Below are 21,073 nucleotides of genomic sequence, written 5' to 3' on the forward strand. Positions count from 1 at the left end.
AGCGCATGAATACGATCACCACCAGGGATGGCGTGCAGATTTTCTACAAGGATTGGGGCAGGGGCCAGCCGATCGTCTTCAGCCATGGCTGGCCATTGTCGGCGGATGATTGGGATGCGCAGATGCTGTTCTTCCTCAATCACGGCTACCGGGTCATCGCCCACGACCGCCGCGGCCACGGCCGGTCGAGCCAGACGGGCGAGGGCCATGACATGGATCATTATGCCGATGACCTTGCCGCCGTAGTCGCGCATCTCGATCTGAAGGATGCCATTCATGTCGGCCATTCGACTGGCGGCGGCGAAGTGGTGCGCTATCTTGCGCGCCACGGTGAAAGCCGCGCCGTCAAGGCAGCGCTGCTCTGCGCCGTGGCGCCCCTGATGATGAAAACGGAGGCGAATCCCGGCGGTCTGCCGAAAGCCGTTTTCGATGACTTGCAGGCGCAGCTCGCCGCCAATCGCTCAAAATTCTATCGCGATCTGCCGGAAGGGCCTTTCTATGGCTATAACCGGCCCGGCGTGAAACCGGTCGAAGCCGTCATCGCCAATTGGTGGCGCCAAGGCATGATGGGCGGCGCCAAGGCGCATTACGACGGCATCGTCGCTTTCTCGCAGACCGATTTCAGCGAGGACCTCAAGACGATCAGCATTCCGGTGTTGGTCATGCATAGCGAAGACGATCAGATCGTTCCCTATGCCGACGCCGGGCCATTGTCAGCGAAGCTGCTCAGGAATGGAACGCTGAAGACCTATCAGGGCTTTCCGCACGGCATGCCGACGACGCAGGCGGAAACGATCAATGCCGATCTTTTGGCGTTCCTGAAGGCGTAGGCTGGTCTTGGCTTGCGCCAGATCAAGGCGCTGCGCTCTGCCTGGATAAATAAGACCCGGCGGAGCGCCGGCATGACGACATTTCTGGTGGTTTGTTTTTCGCGAAGCGGCGCGACCGCGCAATTGGCGCGCCAGCTCGCGGAACGATTGGAGGCCGATTTCGAGACGGTGAAATCGGCGACGAACTATGGAGGTGTTGTTGGATATTGGCGCGGGATTTGGCATTCGCTGCGCCGGCATAATCCGGAAATCAGCTACCGGCATAATCCTGCCGACTATGACTTTGTGATTATCGCGACGCCGATTTGGGTGGGCGGTCTTTCAGCGCCGATCCGCGCCTATCTTTCGCGATCGGGATTGCGCCGGTGCGCTCTTCTTTATGTCTCGGGGAGCGGCCTTCGCTTCGCTGCAGTGGCGGAGGAAGTCGAAAGGCTGACAGGACACGCGCCGGTCGCGACAGCACACTTCAGTGCGCGCGAAGTCGGCTCCAGCACCGCAGCCCTCAAGCTCGATGCGCTCGCGCAGGCAGTTCGCGCCCGCGTTTCTTGACTTTGGTTTTTAGGCCTTCACCCGCACATAAGTGCCCGGCGCGTCGCAGAGCGGCATGAGCTTGTCGCCGCCCGGCTCACGCGCGGCGACTTTCTCCGGCGCTTGCGCGGCCATCCACGCGGCCCAATCGAGCCACCAGCTTCCCGGATGCTCTTTTGCTGCTTGCAGCCAGTCGTCGTAATCGGCCGTCAGCGGGCCACCGGTCCAATATTGATATTTGGGCTTGCGCGCCGGATTGATGACGCCAGCGATGTGGCCGGAGCCGGCGACGACGAAGCGCACATCGCCGCCGAACAATTTCATCCCGGCGAAAACCGAGCTTGCCGGCGCGATATGGTCTTCGCGCGTCGCCAGGCTGTAGACCGGGATTTTGATGTCGCGCAGATTGACCGGCACGCCGCGGATTTTCAGCCGGCCGCGGCTCAGTTTGTTCTCGAGGTAGCAATTGCGCAGATAGAAGGAATGGCAGGCCGCCGTCATCCGCGTCGCATCGGAATTCCAGGTCAGGAGATCGAACGGCATCGGCGACTGGCCGCGGATGTAATTGTTGACGACGAAGGACCAGATCAGATCGTTCGGCCGTAGCATGTTGAAGACATTCGCCATCTTGGCGCCTTCGAGATAGCCTTTCTCGGCCATGCTCTCTTCGAGGGCGCTGATCTGCGCCTCGTCGATGAAGACGCGCAGATCGCCGGCGTCGGCAAAATCCGTCTGCGTCGTCAAAAAGGTCGCGCTGGCGATGCGGCGATCGTTCTTGCGTGCCATAGAGGCGAGCGCGATCGCCAGCAGCGTGCCGCCGACGCAATAGCCGAGCGCATTGACTTCGGTCTCGCCGGTGACTTCGGCGATGACGTCGAGCACCGTCATGATGCTCTCGTCGATATAGGCCTCGAAATCCTTGTCGCGGTGGCGTGCGTCGGGATTGACCCAGGAGATGAGGAAGACGGTGTGGCCCTGTTCGACCGCATAGCGGACGAAGCTTTTGTCGGGGTTCAGGTCGAGGATATAATATTTATTGATCCACGGCGGGACGATCAAAAGCGGCCGCTTGAACACTTTTTCCGTCGTCGGCGTATATTGGATCAATTCCATCAGATCATTGCGGATGATCACCTTGCCTGGGGTCGCCGCCATATTGACGCCGAGCACGAATTTCGAGGAATCGCTCTGCCGGATGCGCAGCGCGCCATTGCCCGCTTGGATGTCGGCTGAGAGATTGGCGATGCCGCGGACAAGATTGTCGCCGCTTGACGCCAGCGTCTCCTGCAGCAGCTCCGGGTTGGTGGCGACGAAATTGGCCGGCGACAAGGCGCTCGAAAGCTGGCGCAGGTAGAACTCCGCCTTCAGCTTGGTCATCGGGTCGGTTTCGGTGCGGCTCACGAGGTCCTCGACCCAGTGCGTCGCAATCGCATGTGCCTGGCGCAGAAAATCGAACAGCGGGCTTTGATGCCATTGCGGCGCGGCAAAGCGCTTGTCGCCCGGCTCGACGGGCACAATCGGCGCGACGGCTTCCCCCGAAAGGCGGCGCAACGTCTGCGCCCAAAGCGATAGAAAATGCTCGGACAAAGAGGTCCGCGCTTCGAGCGCGCGCGTGGGATCTGAGAGCCAATATTCAGCGATGCGGCCGAAGGCTTGGACCGCGTCGGCAACACTCTCGGAAAAGCTGCCGGCGGAACGATCGGGCTGCGGCTGCAGCAGGGTCGAGAGAACGCGTCCGCCTTGCTCGATCAAGACGGCGAGGTTCTGCGAGAGACGGGTGAAATCGAGCTTCGGCGCGTCGGGAACGACTGGCTCCGGCGCGGCGGCGGGCTTGGCCAATTCCGGCGGTAACACGGCCTCACTCAACGACGCTTTCCTCCCGGCGGCTCGCTGCGACCCACTGGGCGCCCGCTTCTGGCTCGGGCTGCGCGCCCGCCGTCCCTTGACCGCTGCCGTTTTAACCACGCTCTCACCGCGCCATGATAGGGCTTTATTCCGAGGTTAGGGAATAGGGCGGACGGGGACGGGCGACAACCGCGCAACAGGTCGGACACGCAGAGAGATGTGGACTTCGCGGACGGCTTTTCAAATAGGGCGCGCGCTGGCTCTTTGCGGGGTGTTTCTGCTGACGCCGGCGCTGGCGCAAGACAATTCGCCGGAAAGCATACCGGACAATCGGCCCCCCCATCCGGCGCCCAAGCCGCCGCCGCAGCCCTATGGCGGCGGCACGCCGCTCGATGTCATCATGCATTCGAAATTCTGGGTCGATCCGCCGCAAATGGCGCCCTTCGTACGAGAGGCCCGGCCCTCGACCGACACGCTGAACTATACGCCGACCAGCGGAACCGAGCCGAAGCGTCCGCCGCTGCGCACCACCACCGAACTTCAGCAGATGGAAGATCAGCTCGAAAATGCCGGCGCCCATAATGAAGCCGCCGCGGGCTTCAAGACGCGGCATTTTCAGGCCCAGAAACGGCCAAAAAAGCCCAAACTCCAGGGATCCTACGTCCGCGGGGCGCCGAAGCTCAGCACGCGGTCGCTCGGAAAGTCGTAAAGCTTGCCGGTCTGCGTCCAGGACGGGACGAGGAACTGAATAAGCTTCGGGGCGAAATCCGCCGGCGTCTTGAGCGACAGCGGGTCTTCGCCGGGCATGGCCTTGGCCCGCATACGGGTGCGCAACGGCCCTGGGTTGGCAAGCATGACCCTGACGTTCGAGGTCGTTGCCGTTTCCGCCGCGTAGGTGCGCGCCAGAGCATCGAGGCCGGCTTTCGAGACGGCATAAGCGCCCCAATAGGGCCGGTATTCGGCAAGATGCGCCACGCCCGACGTGATAAACAGGACGCGGCCGGCTTCGGCGGCGCGCAGCGGCGCATCGAGCGCGCGGATCAGCCGCCAATTCGCGGTGAGATTGACCGCGATGGCCTGGTCCCAGGTTTTCGGATCGAGATGAGCGAGCGGCGTGACGGCGCCGAGATCGCCGGCATTGCCGACGAAAATATCGAGCTTTTTCCAACGATCGTAGATGGCAGCCCCGAGACGGTCGAGCGCTTCGAAATCGGTGATGTCGCACGGGACCAGCGTCGCTTCGCTGCGCTCGGCGCGGATGGCATCGTCGAGCTCTTCCAGGGCACCCTGGGTGCGGGCGAGGGCGATGACATGGGCGCCGGCGCGCGCCAGTTCGAGGGCTATGGCATGGCCAATGCCGCGCGATGCGCCGGTGACCAGCGCGACGCGGCCGGATAGAGCGGGAGGCGAAAAAGTGGAATCCGGTTTTTCGCGAAAATCCCGCTCAAAACGATGAGTATCGCCCACGTTGGATCCAGAATTAGTGGGCGCCGACGGCCGGGCGAAAGGATCGGGCTCAGCCATGAGTCACCGGTTAAGATCGAGGCGGTCTAGCCGACTTCCGCCAGCAGCGAGAGCTGCGATTTGGTCTCGCCGGCGACATCGGTGAGATTGGTCGGATAATCGCCGGTGAAGCAATGGTCGGTGAATTGCGGCCGTGCCGAATCGCGGCCCGCTTCGCCCATGGCGCGGTAAAGCCCGTCGACCGACAGGAAGGCAAGCGAATCACAGCCGATATAATCGCGCATTTCCTCGAGCGAATGGGTCGCGGCGAGCAGTTTGTCGCGTTCTGGTGTGTCGATGCCGTAATAATCGGGATGGGTAATCGGCGGCGAAGAAATGCGGAAATGGACTTCGCGCGCGCCGGCCTCGCGCATCATCTGGACGATCTTCACCGAGGTCGTCCCGCGGACAATGGAATCATCGATCAAGACGATCTTCTTGCCGGCGATCGCCGCGCGGTTGGCGCTGTGCTTCAGGCGTACGCCAAGTTCGCGGATCGATTGCGTCGGCTGAATGAACGTGCGGCCGATATAATGATTACGGATGATGCCGAGTTCGAACGGAATGCCGGACTCTTGCGAGAAGCCGAGCGCCGCAGGCACGCCCGAATCCGGCACCGGCACGATGACATCGGCATCGAGCGCCGTCTCGCGCGCGAGCTCTTTGCCCATGGCCTTGCGCACTTCATAGACGGAGCGGCCGTGGACGATCGAATCCGGCCGGGCGAAATAGATATATTCGAAGATGCAGGGCCGCATCGGCCGTTTGGGAAAGGGATGAAGGCTCTCGATCCCATTCTCGGAGATGACGACGATCTCGCCATTCTCAATGTCGCGGATGAAGCGCGCTCCGATGATATCGAGCGCGCAGGTTTCCGAGGCGAGAATATAGCAGCCGTCGAGTTCGCCCAGCACCAGCGGGCGGATGCCGAGCGGATCGCGCGCGCCGATCAGCTTTTTGTTCGAGAGGCAGACCAGCGAATAGGCGCCTTCGATCTGCCGCAGCGCCTCGATGAACCGCTCGATCAGTCGCGGGCGGCGGCTGCGGGCGACGAGGTGAAGGATCGCTTCGGTGTCGCTCGTCGATTGAAAGATCGCGCCGTCGTTGACGAGATTGCGGCGCAGCGTCAGGCCGTTGGTCAGATTGCCGTTATGCGCGACGGCGAAGCCGCCGGAACTAATCTCGGAAAACAGCGGCTGGACATTGCGCAGGATGGTTTCGCCGGTCGTCGAATAGCGCACATGGCCGATGGCCCGCTTGCCGGGCAGGCGTTCGATCGTCGAGGCTTTGGAGAAATGTTCGCCGACAAGGCCGAGCCGGCGTTCGGAATTGAACCTGTGACCATCGAAGCTGACGATGCCGGCGGCTTCCTGGCCGCGGTGCTGCAGGGCGTGTAGGCCGAGCGCGGTGATCGCCGCCGCGGCGGGGTGGCCAAAGATGCCGAAGACGCCGCATTCCTCGCGAAGCCGGTCGGCTTCAAGATCGAGAAGCGGAAAACATTCCGCCTCTGCCTCTACCGTTCCGGTCAGACCTTCCATCGCCGCATCCATTGGACCTGCCCCGCGTTTCGCAGCGGACCGACTTGCGTCGTCGCAGACGATTCATTGGATTGTCACGGCAATCACATAATATGGACGCCGCCAAATACCAATAATTTTGAGCGAAGAACGACGCTTAAACCCAGATATCGTCAACGCTTTGCTGGCCTCTAAGCCGCGGTCCTGATCTGAAGTTCCTTGCGGAACAATCTATAACGCGGCAATTCCTTAGATTTTGTTCTGTTGTGCCGGTGGTGTGGGCGATGGTGTCGCAGGGGCGGTGCCGCCTCCTGCCGCCGGGGGCGGCGAACCGGGGGGCGCGGGGGCCGGAGCTGGGGCGCCCGGCGCCGGGTTCGGCGAAAGCGGCGCGTCGCTGTCCGGCACCGGCTCTTCGCTCGCGGGCTTCGCCTTCTTCAGCTTGTTGAGCAGCCCCTCCGGATCGTCGGGCAGCATCGCCATCAGCTCTTCGCCGGTCGATTGGAGCAGCGGCTTCATCTTGGCGTCCTTGACCCAGACGGGCTGCGCTTTTTCCGGCACCAGCCAATTGAAGAAGGCAAAGGCGATGACACAGAGCAAAAGCCCGCGCAGCGCGCCGAAGACGAAGCCGAGCGAGCGGTCGAGCGGGCCGACCTTCGAATCGAGGATGGCGTCGGAGACTTTGACGGTGATGATCGAGACGATGATGAGCGTCGCGAAAAAAACCAGCGCGGCGGCTGCGGCGAGCGCCACCGTGTCCTTGCTGATGTAGGGCTTTACGTAGGGCAGCACCAACGGATGGAAGTAGATGGCCGCCACCGCCGCCGCACCCCAAGAGGCAATCGCCAGCACTTCGCGGGTGAAGCCGCGGACCATGGCGAGAACTGCCGAGATCAGGATGATGGCGATGACGCCGAGATCGAGATAAGATGGCATTATGGCCTCATGCGCGCCCGACTGGCCCCGCTTATAGCGAAGCACGCGTCCCGCGTCACCCTGCGGTCGGTTCTCTGCGCCGCGCCTGTTGTGGTCTTGGTGCCGCGATAAAGGCAACGAGATCGGCCGCTTCGGCGCAGCTTTTCAACAGCATAGCGTCGGCGGCGCTGCTCTCCTGCGCGGGCGGCACGATCGCCTGCGTAAAGCCGAGCTTGGCCGCTTCCTTCAACCGCGTCGCCGCATGGGCAACCGGACGAATCGCGCCGGAGAGGCCGATCTCACCGAAGAAGACGCAATGCGGCGGCAGGCTTTGTCCGGTCAGCGACGAGACGAGCGCCGCGGCGGCGGCTAGGTCGGCGGCAGGCTCGGCAATGCGCAGGCCACCCGCGACATTGAGATAGACGTCATGCTGGCCAAGCCGCAGTCCGGCGCGGGCTTCGAGCACGGCGATGATCATGGCGAGCCGGTTCTGATCCCAGCCGACGACGGCGCGACGCGGCATGCCCAGCGGACTCGGCGCAACCAGCGCCTGAATTTCGGTCAGCAGCGGCCGCGTGCCCTCAAGCCCGGCGAAGACGGCGGTGCCGGGCGTCGCTTCGGCATGGCCGGACAGAAACAGAGCCGACGGATTGACGACCTCGGCGAGGCCGCGTCCCGTCATTTCGAAGACGCCGATCTCATGCGCCGCGCCGAAGCGATTCTTGAGCGCTCGCAAAATGCGGAAATCGCGGCCGCCTTCGCCTTCGAAGGAAATCACCGCATCGACCATATGCTCGACGACGCGCGGGCCGGCGATCTGGCCGTCCTTGGTGACATGGCCGACGAGAATGACGGCGGCGCCGGTGGTCTTCGCGTAGCGGATCAGCGCCTGCGCGGCGCCGCGCACTTGCGTGACTGTGCCCGGAACCGATTCGACCGCATCGGTCCACATCGTCTGGATCGAATCGATGACGAGCAGGGCAGGCGGCCGGCTCTGCCGCAACGTGACGACGATGTCCTCGACTTTGGTTTCCGCCGCGAAGGCGACCGGCGCTTGCGCGAGGCCGAGGCGCTCGGCGCGCAGCCGCACCTGATCGAGCGCCTCTTCGCCGGAAATATAGACGACGCCCAGGCCCTGCGCGGCGAGCGCGCCGCAGACCTGGATCAGCAAGGTCGATTTGCCGATGCCCGGTTCGCCGCCGAGCAGCAGCACCGAACCCGGCACGAAGCCGCCGCCGGTGACGCGATCGAATTCGCTGATCCCCGTCGTGATGCGCGGTGCCGGTTCACTGGCGCCGCCGAGATCGGAAAGGGCAAAGACGCGGCCCTTGCCGCCGGCGAGCGCCGGCGGTGTGGCGACGCCCGAGGTCTCTTCGATCATCGAGTTCCAGGCGCCGCAGGAATCGCAGCGCCCTTGCCAGCGCGGCGCGACCGCGCCGCAGCTTTGGCAGACGAAAGTTGTTCTCGACTTCGCCACTTGTGCTCCAATGTACGGTTGCCGTCATTGCGAGGAGCTTAAGCGACGAAGCAATCCGGAAATAAATTGGATTGCTTCGCTCCGCTCGCAATGACGTCGGCGCGACGGACTCAAATCCGCGCCGGCAAATCCTCCTCATGCGCGAGATTGGCGAAGCGCGTCATCTCCGCCTCGAAGGCGAGCTCGACCGTGCCGGTCGGCCCGTGGCGCTGCTTGCCGATGATGACTTCCGCCTTGCCGAAGGCATCCTCCATCTGCGCCTGCCAGGTCAAGAACTCCTCCGTGCCTTCGCGCGGCTGCTTGTTCTTGAGATAATATTCCTCACGATAGACGAACATCACGACGTCGGCGTCCTGTTCGATCGAACCGGATTCGCGCAGGTCCGAAAGCTGCGGCCGCTTGTCGTCGCGCGACTCGACCTGGCGCGACAGCTGCGACAGCGCCAGGATTGGCACGTTCAACTCCTTGGCGAGCGCTTTGAGATTGGTCGTGATCTCCGTCAGTTCCTGCACGCGGCTGTCGCTGCGCGCCTTCGAGCCCGAGAGCAATTGCAGATAATCGACGACGAGCAGATCGAGGCCGCGTTGGCGCTTCAGCCGCCGCGCCCGCGCCGCAAGCTGGGCGATCGAAATGCCGCCGGTCTGGTCGATATAGAAGGGCACGCTTTGCATGTCGCGCGCCGCCTGCGCGACGCGGTGGAATTCCGCCTCGGTGATGTCGCCGCGACGGATCTTGTGCGACGGCACGGCTGCCTGTTCGGCGATGATACGGGTCGCCAATTGCTCGGCCGACATTTCGAGCGAGAAGAAGCCGACGATGCCGCCGTTGGTCGTCGCATGCGTCCCGTCCGGCCGCACTTCGGATTGGTAGGCTTTGGCGATGTTGAAGCCGATATTGGTGGCGAAGGCGGTCTTGCCCATGCCCGGCCGGCCGGCGATGATGATGAGGTCGGAGGCCTGCAGGCCGCCGAGCTTGTTGTCCAATTCGTAGAAGCCGGTGGCGAGGCCCGACAGCCGCCCGTCGCGCTCCCAGGCTTTTGCCGCCATATCGACGGCGATGGCGAGCGTGTCGGAAAAGCGCTGGAAACCGCCGTCGTAGCGGCCGGCCTCGGCGATCGCATAAAGCTTGCGCTCGGCCTCTTCGATATGGTCGCGCGGCATCGCATTGATCGGCGCATCGAAGGCGGTGTTGACGATCTCCTCACCGATCAGGATCAGTTCGCGCCGGACGGCGAGATCATGCACGGTGCGGCCATAATCGGCGGCATTGATGACCGTCGTCGCCTCGGCGGCGAGGCGGGCGAGATATTGCGCAATGCTGATTCCGCCGAGATCGTGCTCACCCAAAAATGTCTTCAGCGTGATCGGCGTCGCAAGCTTGCCGGCACGGATCAGTTGCGAGGCCACATCGAAAATGCGCCGGTGCAATTCCTCGGCGAAATCTTGCGGCTTGAGGAAATCCGAGACGCGGTCGAAGGCGTCATTGTTGACCAGGATGGCGCCGAGCAGCGCCTGCTCCGCCTCGATATTATGCGGCGGCACGCGATAGGCGGGATCGCTGTGCGGGGTGGTGGCGAGAGCGGTCGAGAGGTTGGCGGCCATAGTCCGGATGAGCGAATCGGGAAAATCGGACGCCTGTTTTTGCACGCGGCCCATGCCCGGCGCAGCTAAATTTTTATGCGACCTGGCCTTCGCCCGCTATGCTCATAATCCACACCGGGGCGAAGATTTCGCCGCGGTCGCCATTCGCCGGAAGGGCTTTGATCCGGCGCGCGATTTGGGCGAAAGCCCGCGCTTTGGCGGCGCGGGCCGTGCCGAATTGGACTTGACGGGATTTAGCCCTCGTCGCCGCCGGCTTCGGCCAGCGCCGCGCCGACTTCGAGGCCGAGATCCTGGATCGATGCTTCCTCGACGACCGTGATCATTTCGCCCTTGGCCTGGCGTTCCGCTTCTTCCGGCGTGCGGGCGACATTGACGGTGATTTTCGCCTCGACTTCGGGATGCAGATGCACCGGCACCGGGTGCAGACCAAGCGTCTTGATCGGTGCAACGAGCTCGATCTGCTCGCGGCCGACCTTGAAACCGCCAGCGGTCACCGCGTCGGCAATGTCGCGCGCCGAAACCGAGCCGTAGAGCTGGCCCGTTTCGCCCGCCTGGCGGACGATGACGAAGCTTTGGCCGTCGAGCTTTTCGGCGACGCCCGCCGCCTCGCTCTTGAGCTGAAGATTGCGGGCTTCGAGCTCGACCTTCTGGTCCTGGAAGCGCTTTTTGTTGGCCTCGGTGGCGCGTAGCGCCTTGCCGGTCGGCAGCAGGAAGTTGCGCGCATAACCGTTTTTGACGCGCACGGTGTCGCCCATCTGGCCGAGCTTGGCGATACGTTGGAGGAGAATGACATCCATGAGAAAATTCCTTCAGTTCATTGCGGGGAAACGGCGACGGGAGCTTTCCGGTCGCGCAGGGAAAAGCCGGCTTCGAGCAAGCCGAGCAGGGTGAAAGGGAGAAGCGACCACGGCGCCAGCGGCACCACGACGAGGTAGACGAGAAAGAGCAGATTGGCGCGAAAACGCAGACCAAGCGTCGCGACATGGACGACCGCGAGTCCCTGCAGCGCGAAGGCGACGCCGAGGACGCTCGCCGCAAGACTGGCGATGAGACCGACGGTGCCGCCGAGATAGATCAGGCCGACCGCAGCAAAGAAGGCCAGCGCCAACAGCCGCGGCAGGCGGAATTCGCGGGCGATATTTGGCCACGGCACCTGCAGCCGTTGCGAGATCAGCACGACCCGAGCGGCGAGCCAGAGATCGACCAAAAAAGCCAGGAAAATCACCCCCGCCGCGACGGCGGGCAGGGCCGTCGCCAGAGCGTGTGCGAAGGCATCGATCTGGCGCGCATGCAGCAGATCGACGCCGGCCTGCTGCGTGAGCACCGGCTTGATGTTCGCTGCCATCTTGTCGGCAAGCGCGGCAAAGTTCTCGCCCTCAAATGCCATCACGGCCAGCGTGCCGGCTGCCAGGAGAAAGGCGAAAGCCGCCGCAGTGACGATCACAAGACCGAGCCGCGAGCCCGCCTTGCTGTCTTTGCCGCTGGCCGCCGACGCAGCGAGAAAGGGCAGGACCGGCGCACTCGGCGAAAGGGCCGCGATCCGCGCCAGCCACCACGACGGCAGCGCTTCGCAAACGACGAAAACCAGGCCTTCGAAGCCCGCATCGAGGAAAGCCGAAGGGCTGAGGTCCTGCGGATTGGCGGCGACCAGCAAGGCGACGAGCGTGATGAAGGCGGCGAGCACCGCGCCGAGCCCGGTGACGTGGCCGAAGCCGATCGTTGCGATCATCAGCGGCAGCGGCGACAGATAGGCGAGCATCATCGCCGGCACCGAGCCCTGGAAGGCGGCCAGCAGCAACAAGGTTGCCGCCAGACCGCTGCCAAAGGCGATGCCGCCGCGAATATCGGGTGTTTGCGCTTGCTTCGTGGCCATCGTCGAGCTGTCCCGCCTGCGCGGTTAGGGATTGATCGTCCCAGCCGAGCCGCCGGGCTCTGCCGGCGGCTTTTTGCGTCGAAAGATTAGCGGATCACGTAGGGCAGAAGCCCGAGGAACCGCGCCCGCTTGATTGCCTTCGCCAATTCGCGCTGCTTCTTGGCCGAAACAGCGGTGATGCGCGAGGGAACGATCTTGCCGCGCTCGGAGATATAGCGCGAGAGCAGCCGCGTGTCCTTGTAGTCGATCTTCGGCGCGTTGGGGCCGGAGAACGGGCAGGTCTTGCGGCGGCGGAAGAAGGGGCGCCGGGCTGGCGTCGCAGCGGTCGTCATCACAGAGCTCCCTCATCAAGGCCGGCTTCGTCGCGTGGCCGGCGCGGGCCACGATCACCGCGATCCGGCCGGGGGCCACGGCCACCGCGGTCGCCGCGGTCGCCACGCTCGCCTCGGTCGTCGTCATCGCGCTTGCGCAGCATGGCGGAGGGGCCTGCTTCCAGTTCCTCGACGCGAACCGTCAGGAAGCGCAGCACGTCTTCATTGATGCTTTCCTGACGCTCAACCTCGGTCAGCGCGGCCGGCGGCGCGTCGATGTTGAGCAGCGTGAAATGCGCCTTGCGGTTCTTCTTGATCCGGTAGGCGACGGATTTCACGCCCCAATATTCAGTCTTCTCGACTTTGCCGCCGTGCGCCTCGATGACGCCCTTGAATTGCTCGGCCAAAGCCTCGACCTGTTGCGGCGAGGCGTCCTGGCGAGCAAGAAATACATGCTCGTAAAGAGCCATGATCTTGCCTTTCCTGTTGTGCGGTCGGCGCAAAGCCCTTCGAGCCCTCGGAAAGGCTCGAATGAACGAAGGCGGAGACACGGGAAGGCGAAATTTTCGAGAATTCAATTCGAAGAATTCAATTTCGAGAATTCACCATATCGCTTTTTGCATTCGGCCCGGAGCTTTGCAGCTTTTCGGCACGATGTGCGATACGTCTTCCGTTCAGCCCCCGGCCGAGGCCGCTGGCCGCGAGCCCATGCCCGCGGGAAGCGGGCTTTATACGGAGAATTGCGCTGAAATCAAGAAATCTTGCGCCGGGCCCCTGCCAAAAGCGATGGCCGGCATTTTCGCGCGCCGGTATGTTCGCGCAATGGCCCGTCCGAGGAAATCCGTCGCGTCGTTTCTGGCTCTTGGCCTTGGCGGGCTGTCCTGCGGCCTCGCCGCCGGCCCGTCTCTGGCTCAGGACGCCTATGGGCTGACCAAACTCAAGCCTTACGAGGCTGCGGTGACGGCCCCGCCGGCCAATGGCCTTGCCCGGGTAATCCGTTCGCAAAAACCGCAGGCGGATGGCGCGCCGCGCCCCTTCAAGCCGAACGGTGGGCCCGCGTTCAGCATCCACGCCGCCGGCGCGGTGATGATCGACAGCACGATTCGGCACTAGAGCGGGACGCGAAAACGCAGTTCGCTATTTTCGCTCGATCCCGCTCCAAATATTGACGCGGCGGCGCTTGGCCGCCGCCAGGATCGATCAATTCTTGTCCATGCTGCCCGCGGGCGCCATTTTGCCGTGCTTGCAGGCGGAGCGGAACTTCTTGCGCGCCTTGCCATGCAGGCCCTTGGCGTCGGCTTCCTTCGAGCATTCGAGCGATTTCGCCGTATGCGCCGGCTTTGCCGTCATTGTCGTCGATGCCGAAGAGCCGGAACTTTGCGCCAGAACCGGCGACACGCCGAAACCGGCCAACGCGGCGCAAAGCGCCAGCATGGAAATCTTTTTCACGCGAACCTCCTCGTTGAGTGGCATTTTTCGCCACGGATCGGGAGGCGGAGAATCCACCTTCGCAAATGAACGCATCATGAAATTGCAGGCGCGCGGCTGGCGTAATCGATACGCCCGCGGCGCTGCTTGCGCTTAGATGCACGGCCCCCATTCGCCGGTCTCGCGAATGCGCCAGGACTTAAGCCCGGCTTTGGCGACGACGACGCGGCCGGTCTTGGCGATGGCGACCAGATGTTTGAAGACCAGCGGATTGCGCCATGCAAAGGGCTTCTCGGGATCGCAGACGGCGCGATATTCCTCGGAATCCTCATCCTCCATGAGGATGGTGCCGATGCGATCCGGCCGCATTTGAACGCTCATGCCGCGATCGCCCTTCCACAGGCATTCGTAATCCCGGCAGACCGTCGGGCGCGTGGCATAGATGGCGCAGCCCGCGCCGACATTGCAATTCGGGCAATAGGGTCCCGCCGGCTTTTTGATTTCTTCGATTTCGAGCACTTTGCAGCACATGTTGCACGTGCCGCAGGCCTTGCCTGGAATGTCCATGATCTCTCCGTGCAGCAATGCGCCGCAGATTCGGCATCATGCCGCGTCGCAGCGCCGAGGCAACAGAAATTGAGCGGTTGCCCGATCTTCGCGGGAAACTTGACAGCGCCGCGCCGGCAATGCGAGTCGCAGCCCCGAAGCAGAGGATGAAACGCGCGCATGGCCAAGGCATTTGTCTTTCCGGGGCAGGGATCGCAGACGGTCGGCATGGGCAAGGCCCTGGCCGAAAATTTTGCCCCGGCACGGGACGTTTTTGCCGAAGTGGACGAAGCCTTGCAGCAAAGGCTTTCGGTTTTGATGTTCGAGGGGCCCGAGGCCGAGCTGACTTTGACCGCCAATGCGCAGCCGGCGCTGATGGCGACGAGCCTTGCGGTCCTGCGCGTGCTGGAAGCGGAAGCCGGCCTCGACCTTGTCGTCGATGCTGCCTTTGTCGCCGGCCATTCGCTCGGCGAATATTCGGCTCTGGCCGCGGCTGGCTCGCTCTCGGTGACGGACGCGGCGCGCCTGCTGCGCAAACGCGGCGAGGCCATGCAACAGGCGGTGCCGGTCGGCGCCGGAGCGATGGCGGCGCTGATCGGCCTTGATCTCGACGGTGCCCGAGCCGTTGCGCAGGCTGCCGCGAACGAGACCGGCGCGGTCTGTGCCGTGGCGAATGACAATGGCGGCGGCCAGGTGGTGATTTCCGGCGCCAAGGTCGCTGTCGACGCGGCGATCGAGATCGCCAAAGGCAACGGCGTGCGGCGCGCCGTGCCGCTCGCCGTTTCAGCGCCGTTTCATTGTCCGTTGATGCAGCCTGCTGCCGAGGCTATGGCGGCCGCCTTGTCCGAGGTGGCGATCGCGCCGCCGAAGGTGCCGCTCGTCGCCAATGTCCTGGCGGCGCCGCTCACCGACCCGCAGGACATTCGTCAACGCCTCGTCGAGCAGGTCACGGGCACGGTGCGCTGGCGCGAGTGCGTCGTCTACATGGCCGCGCATGGCGCCAATGTTTTTATCGAGCTTGGCGCCGGCAAAGTCCTGACCGGGCTGCTGAAGCGCATCGTCGCCGAAGCGCAAGGATTTGCGATTGGCACGCCCGACGAAATCACCGCCTATCAATCCATCCCCGCATGAAAGTTTGAGGTCCGTCATGTTTGACCTTTCCGGCCGCACGGCCCTTGTCACAGGCGCCAGCGGCGGCCTCGGCACGGCGATCGCCCGCGCTCTGCATCAGCAAGGTGCGGTGGTGACGCTTTCCGGCACGCGCAAAGAGGCGCTCGACGCATTGGCGGGAGAATTGGGCGAGCGCGTGCATGTCGTGCCCTGCGATCTCGCCGACACCGCCGCCGTCGAGCAATTGGTGCCGGGCGCCGAAGCGGCGATGGGCAGCCTCGACATTCTTGTCAACAATGCCGGCCTGACGCGCGACGGCCTCGCCATGCGGATGAAGGATGCCGATTGGGACCTCGTGCTCGCGGTCAATCTGACCGCCGCCTTCCGGCTCGCCCGCGCGGCGTTGAAATCGATGCTGAAGCGTCGCTATGGCCGGATCATCGGCATCACGTCGGTCGTCGGCGTCACCGGCAATGCCGGCCAGGCCAATTACGCAGCTTCAAAGGCCGGAATGATCGGCTTTTCGAAGAGCCTCGCGCGTGAAGTCGCAGCCCGCAACGTGACGGTGAATTGTGTCGCGCCCGGCTTTATCGAAAGCCCGATGACCGATGTGCTGACCGAGGCGCAGAAGGCGGCGATCCTTTCGACCGTGCCGGCGGGCCGGCTCGGCGCGGGCACGGACATCGGCGCGGCAGTGGTCTATCTGGCCAGTTCCGAGGCCGCCTATGTGACTGGCGAGACTCTTCATGTAAACGGCGGAATGGCAATGATTTGAAGCCGTTATAAGGTGATGGGAGGACCGCTGCCCGGCTCTCGCCAACCCGAATGAAGTGTGTTACCAACCGCAGGTCAGCTTGCGGGGCAGCCGGTCAAATCGCGGCGCCGCGCCGCAAAAGAGTTCATGCAGTCCTATGGGATTCCCGTGGGAATGTGATCAGGCGACGAAGGCGCCGGCTTTCGGGGGGCTTGATTTCAGATGTACTTTTGGTAACGGCTGGCGCCAGCTTTAAAGTTTAAGGACGAAGGGTTGAACAATATGAGCGATGTCGCCGAGCGTGTGAAAAAGATTGTCATCGAACATCTCGGCGTCGACGCCGACAAGGTCACCGACGACGCGAATTTCATTGAAGACCTCGGAGCCGACTCGCTCGACACGGTTGAACTCGTTATGGCGTTCGAGGAAGAATTCGGGGTCGAGATTCCCGACGATGCGGCCGAATCGATCGTGACGGTGGGCGACGCGATCCGCTTCCTCGACAAGGCGACCGCGGCGAGCTGATCGCCACACGTCAGCCGCCGCGATTCTGACGGCGGCGATTTCCCCAAGTTTTGCCGGGCCGCTTGTGCAATTTGCAAATCGGCCGCGGCAATGGAATAGAAGGCCACGCGGGCAGGCGCCCGAAGGAGTGGACGATCTCTTATGCGCAGGGTGGTGATAACAGGTCTCGGCATGGTCTCGCCGCTCGCCTGCGGCGTCGAAGCGAGCTGGGGACGCCTTCTTGCCAGTGAGAGCGGCGCCGGCCCGATTCACGGTTTCGAGACTGCGGATCTGGCCTGCAAGATCGCCATGCAGGTGCCGCGCGGCGACGGCAGCGGCATCACCTTCAATCCCGATCAATGGATGGATCCGAAGGACCAGCGTAAGGTCGACGATTACATCATCTATGGCGTTGCGGCCGCGACGCAGGCTCTGGCCGACGCCGGGTGGAAGCCGCAGACCGAAGCGGATCGCGCACGCACCGGCGTCCTCATCGGCTCGGGCATCGGCGGCCTCGGCGGCATTGCCGAAACGGCCATCACGCTGCACGAAAAGGGCCCACGTCGCGTTTCGCCGTTCTTCATTTCCGGCCGGCTGATCAATCTCGTCAGCGGCTATGTCTCGATCATGCACGGCCTGAAGGGGCCGAATCATGCGGTCGTTACCGCCTGTTCGACCGGCGCCCATGCCATCGGAGACGCGGCGCGGCTCATCGCCTTCGAAGACGCCGACGTGATGGTCGCGGGTGGGGCGGAATCGGCCATCAACCGCATCGGCATTGCCGGATTCTCCGCCTGCAAGGCGCTCTCGACCAATTTCAACGACCGTCCGAAACAGGCCTCGCGTCCCTATGATCGCGACCGCGACGGCTTCGTCATGGGTGATGGCGCGGGCTGCGTCGTGCTCGAATCCTATGAAGGTGCCAGGGCGCGCGGCGCGAAAATCTATGCCGAGGTCGTGGGCTATGGCCTTTCTGGCGACGCCTATCACATCACCGCGCCCGATCCGACCGGGGACGGCGCGTTGCGCGCCATGCAGGCGGCGGTGAAACGCGCCGGAATCACGCCGCAGGACATTGATTACGTCAATGCCCATGGCACCTCGACGCCGCTGGGCGACGAGGCGGAATTGATCGCGGTGCACAAACTGCTCGGCAGCACCCAGGGCACCAATGCCCTGTCGATGTCTTCAACCAAATCGGCGATCGGCCATCTGCTCGGCGCAGCCGGCGCGGTCGAGGCGATTTTCTGCACTTTGGCGATCCGCGATCAGATCGTGCCGCCGACGCTCAATCTCGACAATCCGTCGGTCACGACCTCGATCGATCTCGTGCCGCACAAGGCCCGCAAGCGCGAAGTCGAATTCGCGCTGTCGAATTCCTTCGGTTTCGGCGGCACCAATGCCAGCCTGATCCTCAAGGCGGTCGCTTGAGCCGGGCAGGCTCGTCTCCTGTCGGGGGCTTTTTTGCGCGCATCGGGCCGGTTCCGCCAACCGGCCCGGGTGCTGCGGCCGACGCGCAAAGCCCCATTTCCTCCGCAAATCGGTGCGATTGTAACATTGTGGTGAAGCGCGCATTTGACGGCGCCGGTTTGCTGCACCCGCTCGATTTCGTGTAAAACAATGCGGTGCGGATGGACGATGTTGGATGGCAGGCTCGCCCCAAAATGACAGAGGCGCTTTGATGCGCCAGGAAGCTGATGGCGCCGAGCCGCCGGCGCGGTTTTTCGGCCGCCGCCCGAAGCTGCAAAGCCCGAACGAGGCCTTGCAGCCCGAATTGCCGCCGCCGCCCCCGTCGCCGCACCGGCGCCGGCCGACCCTTTCGGCCTTGTCGGGGTTTCTGTCCTTTCTTTTGCTGCTCGCCTTTGCCGGTCTTTTTGCCGTCGTCTGGGGCGCGCATCGGCTGCAACAGCCGGGTCCGTTGCCGGCCGATAAAGTGCTTTACATCCAGCCGGGCACTGAGGTCGCCGATATCGTCGCCCAGCTCGACGAGGAGGGGATGATCGACAGCCCCCTGATCTTCAACATCGCGCTTCTCCTCGAAGGCGACCGTTCGAAGGTGAAGGCGGGTGAATATTTGATTCATGAACGCGCCAGCATGCGCGAAGTCATGGATACGCTCGTATCCGGCCGGCAGATCCTGCATTCGGTGACGATTCCCGAAGGGCTGACGAGCCAAGAGGTGGTCGACCGGCTGCGCCACAACGATCTTCTGATGGGCGATATCCGCGAAATCCCGCCGGAAGGCAGCCTTTTACCGGAAACTTATCGGATTGCCCGCGGCATGCCGCGCGCCGACCTGATCCGCCTCATGGAGGAGGACGAGAGGAAGCTCGTGGCGCAGATCTGGGCGCAGCGCTCGCCCGACCTCTTGCTGAGCTCGCCTTATGAAATGGTGACGCTGGCCTCGATCGTGGAAAGAGAGACCGGCAAGGCCGACGAGCGGCCGCATGTGGCCTCGGTGTTTCTGAACCGCTTGCGCAAGCATATGCGGCTGCAGTCCGACCCGACCATCGTCTATGGCATCATGGGCGGCCGCGGTTCGCTCGGGCGTCCGCTGACGCGTGCCGATGTCGAGCAAGCCTCGCCCTACAACACCTATGTGATCGAAGGCCTGCCGCCGGGGCCGATCGCCAATCCGGGCCGCGCGGCGCTCGAGGCCGTCGCCAATCCGTCGCGCACCGCCGATCTTTATTTCGTCGCCGACGGGACCGGCGGCCATGTCTTTGCCGCGACGCTTGAGGAGCACCAGCGCAATGTTGCGCGCTGGCGGCAGATCGAGAAGGACGCGAAAGACAAAGCCGGATCCGACATCGACAAATATGTGCCCGCGACAGGCCACGATCAGCATAGCGATGCTTCCGGCTCGTCCGTCTACGGCGCTTTGCCATCGAGCTTCACCGCCCCCGATAGCGCAAGCCCGGCCAATATGAACGCCTATGCGCCGAGCCTCGGAGTCGGCGCTGCCGCCGCGGCAATCTCGCAGATCGCTCCGGCGATGCCTCGCGCGGCTCCGGCCGCAGCGGCGGATCCTGTCGTTGCCGATTCCATCGCCCCACAGCCCGCGGCGCAGAAAACGGCCGCCAATTACGGCCCGAGCCTCGACGACCTCGGCATCACCGTGCGTGGCATGGATCAGCCAGCCTCGGCGAAAAAACTGCTCGACGGCCCGGTCGACAGTTCCGCCTCCGTCGCGCCGGCCGACCCGAAGGCCTTTCCGGATGCGGCGGTCGCGGGTCCTGCGAACGGACGCCAGCCGCCGGCGCATCCGCATATTTACGATGCGTCCGAAGGCACGCCGCTCGATCCATTGCGCAACACGACTTACGATCTGAATTACGCGAAGACGGTGCCGCCGCCTTCCGCGCTTAAGTGATCGCAGAAAAACCACCGGGGTCCATTGTCTATCGCCAGCATGACCGGCTTCGCCCGGGTCTCGAGCGCCACCGCAAATTACCGCTGGGCGTGGGAACTGAAGTCGGTCAATGCCAAGGGCCTCGACCTGCGCCTGCGATTGCCGCCAGGCTTCGATGCGATCGAGATCGAGGCGCGCGCCGTTCTCGCCGAAAAACTTGCCCGCGGCACTTGCTATGCGACCTTGTCGGCGCAGCGCGAGGCGGGCATGCCCGAGGTGCGTCTCAACGAAACGCTCTTGCGCCGGCTCGTCGAGGCGGTGTCGCACATTCCGCACGATGGCGCATTGCGGCCGGCCTCGATCGATGGTCTGCTCGCCATCCGCGGGGTCGTCGAAATCCGCGATGCGGGCGACGACGAAAGGGATCTGCTGGACGTCCAGAAAGCCGCTTTGACCGGTCTTGCCGAGGCGCTTGCCGCGCTCGTCGCGATGCGCCGTGGCGAGGGTGCCGCGCTTGCCCAAATTCTTGGCCAGCGCCTGAAAAGGCTGGCGGCGCTGCGGCAGGCGGCGGACGATTGCCCTGCTCGCAAGCCCGATGCAGTCCGCGCCAAGCTCGCTGAATCGATCGCGCAATTGGAAGGGCAGGGCAAATTCGACGAAACCCGGCTCTATCAGGAGGCGCTACTGCTCGCCGCCAAGGCCGACGTGCGCGAAGAGCTCGACCGGCTCGCGGCCCATATCGGCGCCTGCGACGAGCTTTTGCAAAAGGGCGGTCCGGTTGGCCGGCGGCTCGATTTTCTGGCGCAGGAGCTGGGCCGCGAGGCCAACACGCTCTGCGCCAAGTCGAATGATGCCAGCCTGACGGCGATCGGACTTGAATTGCGCGTCGAGATCGAGCAATTCCGCGAGCAAGTTCAGAATATCGAATAGAGAGTCCCTTGGCCCTTGCAGACGATCACGGCGCCGGCCTGAAACGGCGCGG

22 protein-coding genes are annotated in these 21,073 nt (G+C 63.8%); 10 read left to right on the plus strand and 12 right to left on the minus strand.

Annotated features, from left to right (window positions below; translation table 11 throughout):
• Positions 1 to 5 precede the first annotated feature (5 nt).
• Together Q0025_RS02500 and Q0025_RS02505 are read left to right on the plus strand one after the other, a co-directional pair.
• The gene (locus Q0025_RS02500) at positions 6 to 830 is read left to right on the plus strand and encodes an alpha/beta hydrolase (protein WP_297295699.1); all 825 of its coding nucleotides are present in this window, start codon (positions 6 to 8) and stop codon (positions 828 to 830) included.
• A gap of 72 nt (positions 831 to 902) precedes the next feature.
• Complete coding sequence (locus tag Q0025_RS02505) at positions 903 to 1,379, plus strand: hypothetical protein (RefSeq protein WP_297295701.1); 477 nt, start codon at positions 903 to 905, stop codon at positions 1,377 to 1,379.
• Positions 1,380 to 1,388: 9 nt separating this feature from the next.
• On the opposite strand, the gene phaC is transcribed toward Q0025_RS02505, so the two are convergent.
• Entirely contained in the window at positions 1,389 to 3,224 is a 1,836-nt protein-coding gene (gene phaC / locus Q0025_RS02510) for a class I poly(R)-hydroxyalkanoic acid synthase (RefSeq protein ID WP_297295702.1), read from the minus strand.
• A 250-nt stretch (positions 3,225 to 3,474) separates the two neighbouring features.
• Between phaC and Q0025_RS02515 the strand changes: the two genes are divergently transcribed.
• A complete protein-coding gene (locus Q0025_RS02515) occupies positions 3,475 to 3,912 on the plus strand; it encodes a hypothetical protein (RefSeq protein ID WP_297295704.1) in 438 nt (145 codons plus the stop codon).
• Here the strand turns inward: Q0025_RS02515 and Q0025_RS02520 are convergent.
• From Q0025_RS02520 to rpsF, 9 genes are all read right to left on the minus strand, one after another.
• Positions 3,861 to 4,583, minus strand: coding sequence for an SDR family NAD(P)-dependent oxidoreductase (locus tag Q0025_RS02520; protein WP_297295786.1), 723 nt, complete (start codon positions 4,581 to 4,583; stop codon positions 3,861 to 3,863). The genes Q0025_RS02515 and Q0025_RS02520 overlap by 52 nt on opposite strands.
• Positions 4,584 to 4,753: 170 nt before the next feature.
• Positions 4,754 to 6,244, minus strand: a complete 1,491-nt coding sequence (purF, locus tag Q0025_RS02525) for an amidophosphoribosyltransferase (protein WP_297295706.1) — start codon at positions 6,242 to 6,244, stop codon at positions 4,754 to 4,756.
• Between the two features lie 228 nt (positions 6,245 to 6,472).
• Positions 6,473 to 7,156: a CvpA family protein gene (locus Q0025_RS02530; protein WP_297295708.1), complete on the minus strand. Its 684-nt coding sequence runs from the start codon at positions 7,154 to 7,156 to the stop codon at positions 6,473 to 6,475.
• A 55-nt stretch (positions 7,157 to 7,211) separates the two neighbouring features.
• Positions 7,212 to 8,612: a DNA repair protein RadA gene (gene radA, locus Q0025_RS02535; RefSeq protein ID WP_297295709.1), complete on the minus strand. Its 1,401-nt coding sequence runs from the start codon at positions 8,610 to 8,612 to the stop codon at positions 7,212 to 7,214.
• A 110-nt stretch (positions 8,613 to 8,722) separates the two neighbouring features.
• Complete coding sequence (locus tag Q0025_RS02540; protein WP_297295788.1) at positions 8,723 to 10,213, minus strand: replicative DNA helicase; 1,491 nt, start codon at positions 10,211 to 10,213, stop codon at positions 8,723 to 8,725.
• 233 nt (positions 10,214 to 10,446) lie between these two features.
• Positions 10,447 to 11,010, minus strand: a complete 564-nt coding sequence (rplI, locus tag Q0025_RS02545) for a 50S ribosomal protein L9 (protein ID WP_297295711.1) — start codon at positions 11,008 to 11,010, stop codon at positions 10,447 to 10,449.
• Between the two features lie 17 nt (positions 11,011 to 11,027).
• Positions 11,028 to 12,086 (minus strand): hypothetical protein, encoded by a 1,059-nt coding sequence (locus Q0025_RS02550; RefSeq protein ID WP_297295713.1) that lies wholly within the window; start codon positions 12,084 to 12,086, stop codon positions 11,028 to 11,030.
• 86 nt (positions 12,087 to 12,172) lie between these two features.
• The gene (gene rpsR, locus Q0025_RS02555; protein ID WP_297295715.1) at positions 12,173 to 12,418 is read right to left on the minus strand and encodes a 30S ribosomal protein S18; all 246 of its coding nucleotides are present in this window, start codon (positions 12,416 to 12,418) and stop codon (positions 12,173 to 12,175) included.
• A complete protein-coding gene (rpsF, locus tag Q0025_RS02560) occupies positions 12,418 to 12,867 on the minus strand; it encodes a 30S ribosomal protein S6 (RefSeq protein WP_297295717.1) in 450 nt (149 codons plus the stop codon). Before rpsF ends, rpsR begins: the two co-directional genes overlap by 1 nt.
• A 316-nt stretch (positions 12,868 to 13,183) precedes the next feature.
• Between rpsF and Q0025_RS02565 the strand changes: the two genes are divergently transcribed.
• Positions 13,184 to 13,510 (plus strand): hypothetical protein, encoded by a 327-nt coding sequence (locus tag Q0025_RS02565; RefSeq protein ID WP_297295719.1) that lies wholly within the window; start codon positions 13,184 to 13,186, stop codon positions 13,508 to 13,510.
• Positions 13,511 to 13,597: 87 nt separating this feature from the next.
• Here Q0025_RS02565 and Q0025_RS02570 read toward each other — a convergent pair whose 3' ends face one another.
• Positions 13,598 to 13,846 carry a PsiF family protein gene (locus Q0025_RS02570; RefSeq protein ID WP_297295721.1) on the minus strand — a complete coding sequence of 83 codons (249 nt, stop codon included), beginning with the start codon at positions 13,844 to 13,846 and terminating at the stop codon, positions 13,598 to 13,600.
• A gap of 132 nt (positions 13,847 to 13,978) precedes the next feature.
• A complete protein-coding gene (locus tag Q0025_RS02575; RefSeq protein WP_297295790.1) occupies positions 13,979 to 14,395 on the minus strand; it encodes a hypothetical protein in 417 nt (138 codons plus the stop codon).
• Between the two features lie 156 nt (positions 14,396 to 14,551).
• Between Q0025_RS02575 and fabD the strand changes: the two genes are divergently transcribed.
• The 6 genes from fabD (at position 14,552) to Q0025_RS02605 (ending at position 21,021) form a co-directional block, all read left to right on the plus strand.
• Positions 14,552 to 15,502, plus strand: coding sequence for an ACP S-malonyltransferase (gene fabD, locus Q0025_RS02580; RefSeq protein WP_297295723.1), 951 nt, complete (start codon positions 14,552 to 14,554; stop codon positions 15,500 to 15,502).
• Positions 15,503 to 15,518: 16 nt separating this feature from the next.
• Positions 15,519 to 16,256: a 3-oxoacyl-[acyl-carrier-protein] reductase gene (fabG, locus tag Q0025_RS02585; RefSeq protein ID WP_297295726.1), complete on the plus strand. Its 738-nt coding sequence runs from the start codon at positions 15,519 to 15,521 to the stop codon at positions 16,254 to 16,256.
• 261 nt (positions 16,257 to 16,517) lie between these two features.
• Positions 16,518 to 16,760 carry an acyl carrier protein gene (locus Q0025_RS02590; protein WP_297295728.1) on the plus strand — a complete coding sequence of 81 codons (243 nt, stop codon included), beginning with the start codon at positions 16,518 to 16,520 and terminating at the stop codon, positions 16,758 to 16,760.
• A 141-nt stretch (positions 16,761 to 16,901) separates the two neighbouring features.
• Positions 16,902 to 18,170, plus strand: coding sequence for a beta-ketoacyl-ACP synthase II (fabF, locus tag Q0025_RS02595; RefSeq protein WP_297295730.1), 1,269 nt, complete (start codon positions 16,902 to 16,904; stop codon positions 18,168 to 18,170).
• Between the two features lie 250 nt (positions 18,171 to 18,420).
• Positions 18,421 to 20,112 carry an endolytic transglycosylase MltG gene (gene mltG, locus Q0025_RS02600; protein ID WP_297295732.1) on the plus strand — a complete coding sequence of 564 codons (1,692 nt, stop codon included), beginning with the start codon at positions 18,421 to 18,423 and terminating at the stop codon, positions 20,110 to 20,112.
• Between the two features lie 24 nt (positions 20,113 to 20,136).
• Positions 20,137 to 21,021 carry a YicC/YloC family endoribonuclease gene (locus Q0025_RS02605; RefSeq protein ID WP_297295735.1) on the plus strand — a complete coding sequence of 295 codons (885 nt, stop codon included), beginning with the start codon at positions 20,137 to 20,139 and terminating at the stop codon, positions 21,019 to 21,021.
• Positions 21,022 to 21,073 lie beyond the last annotated feature (52 nt).

The sequence above is a fragment of the uncultured Methylovirgula sp. genome (assembly GCF_947646745.1).
Taxonomy (GTDB): domain Bacteria; phylum Pseudomonadota; class Alphaproteobacteria; order Rhizobiales; family Beijerinckiaceae; genus Methylovirgula.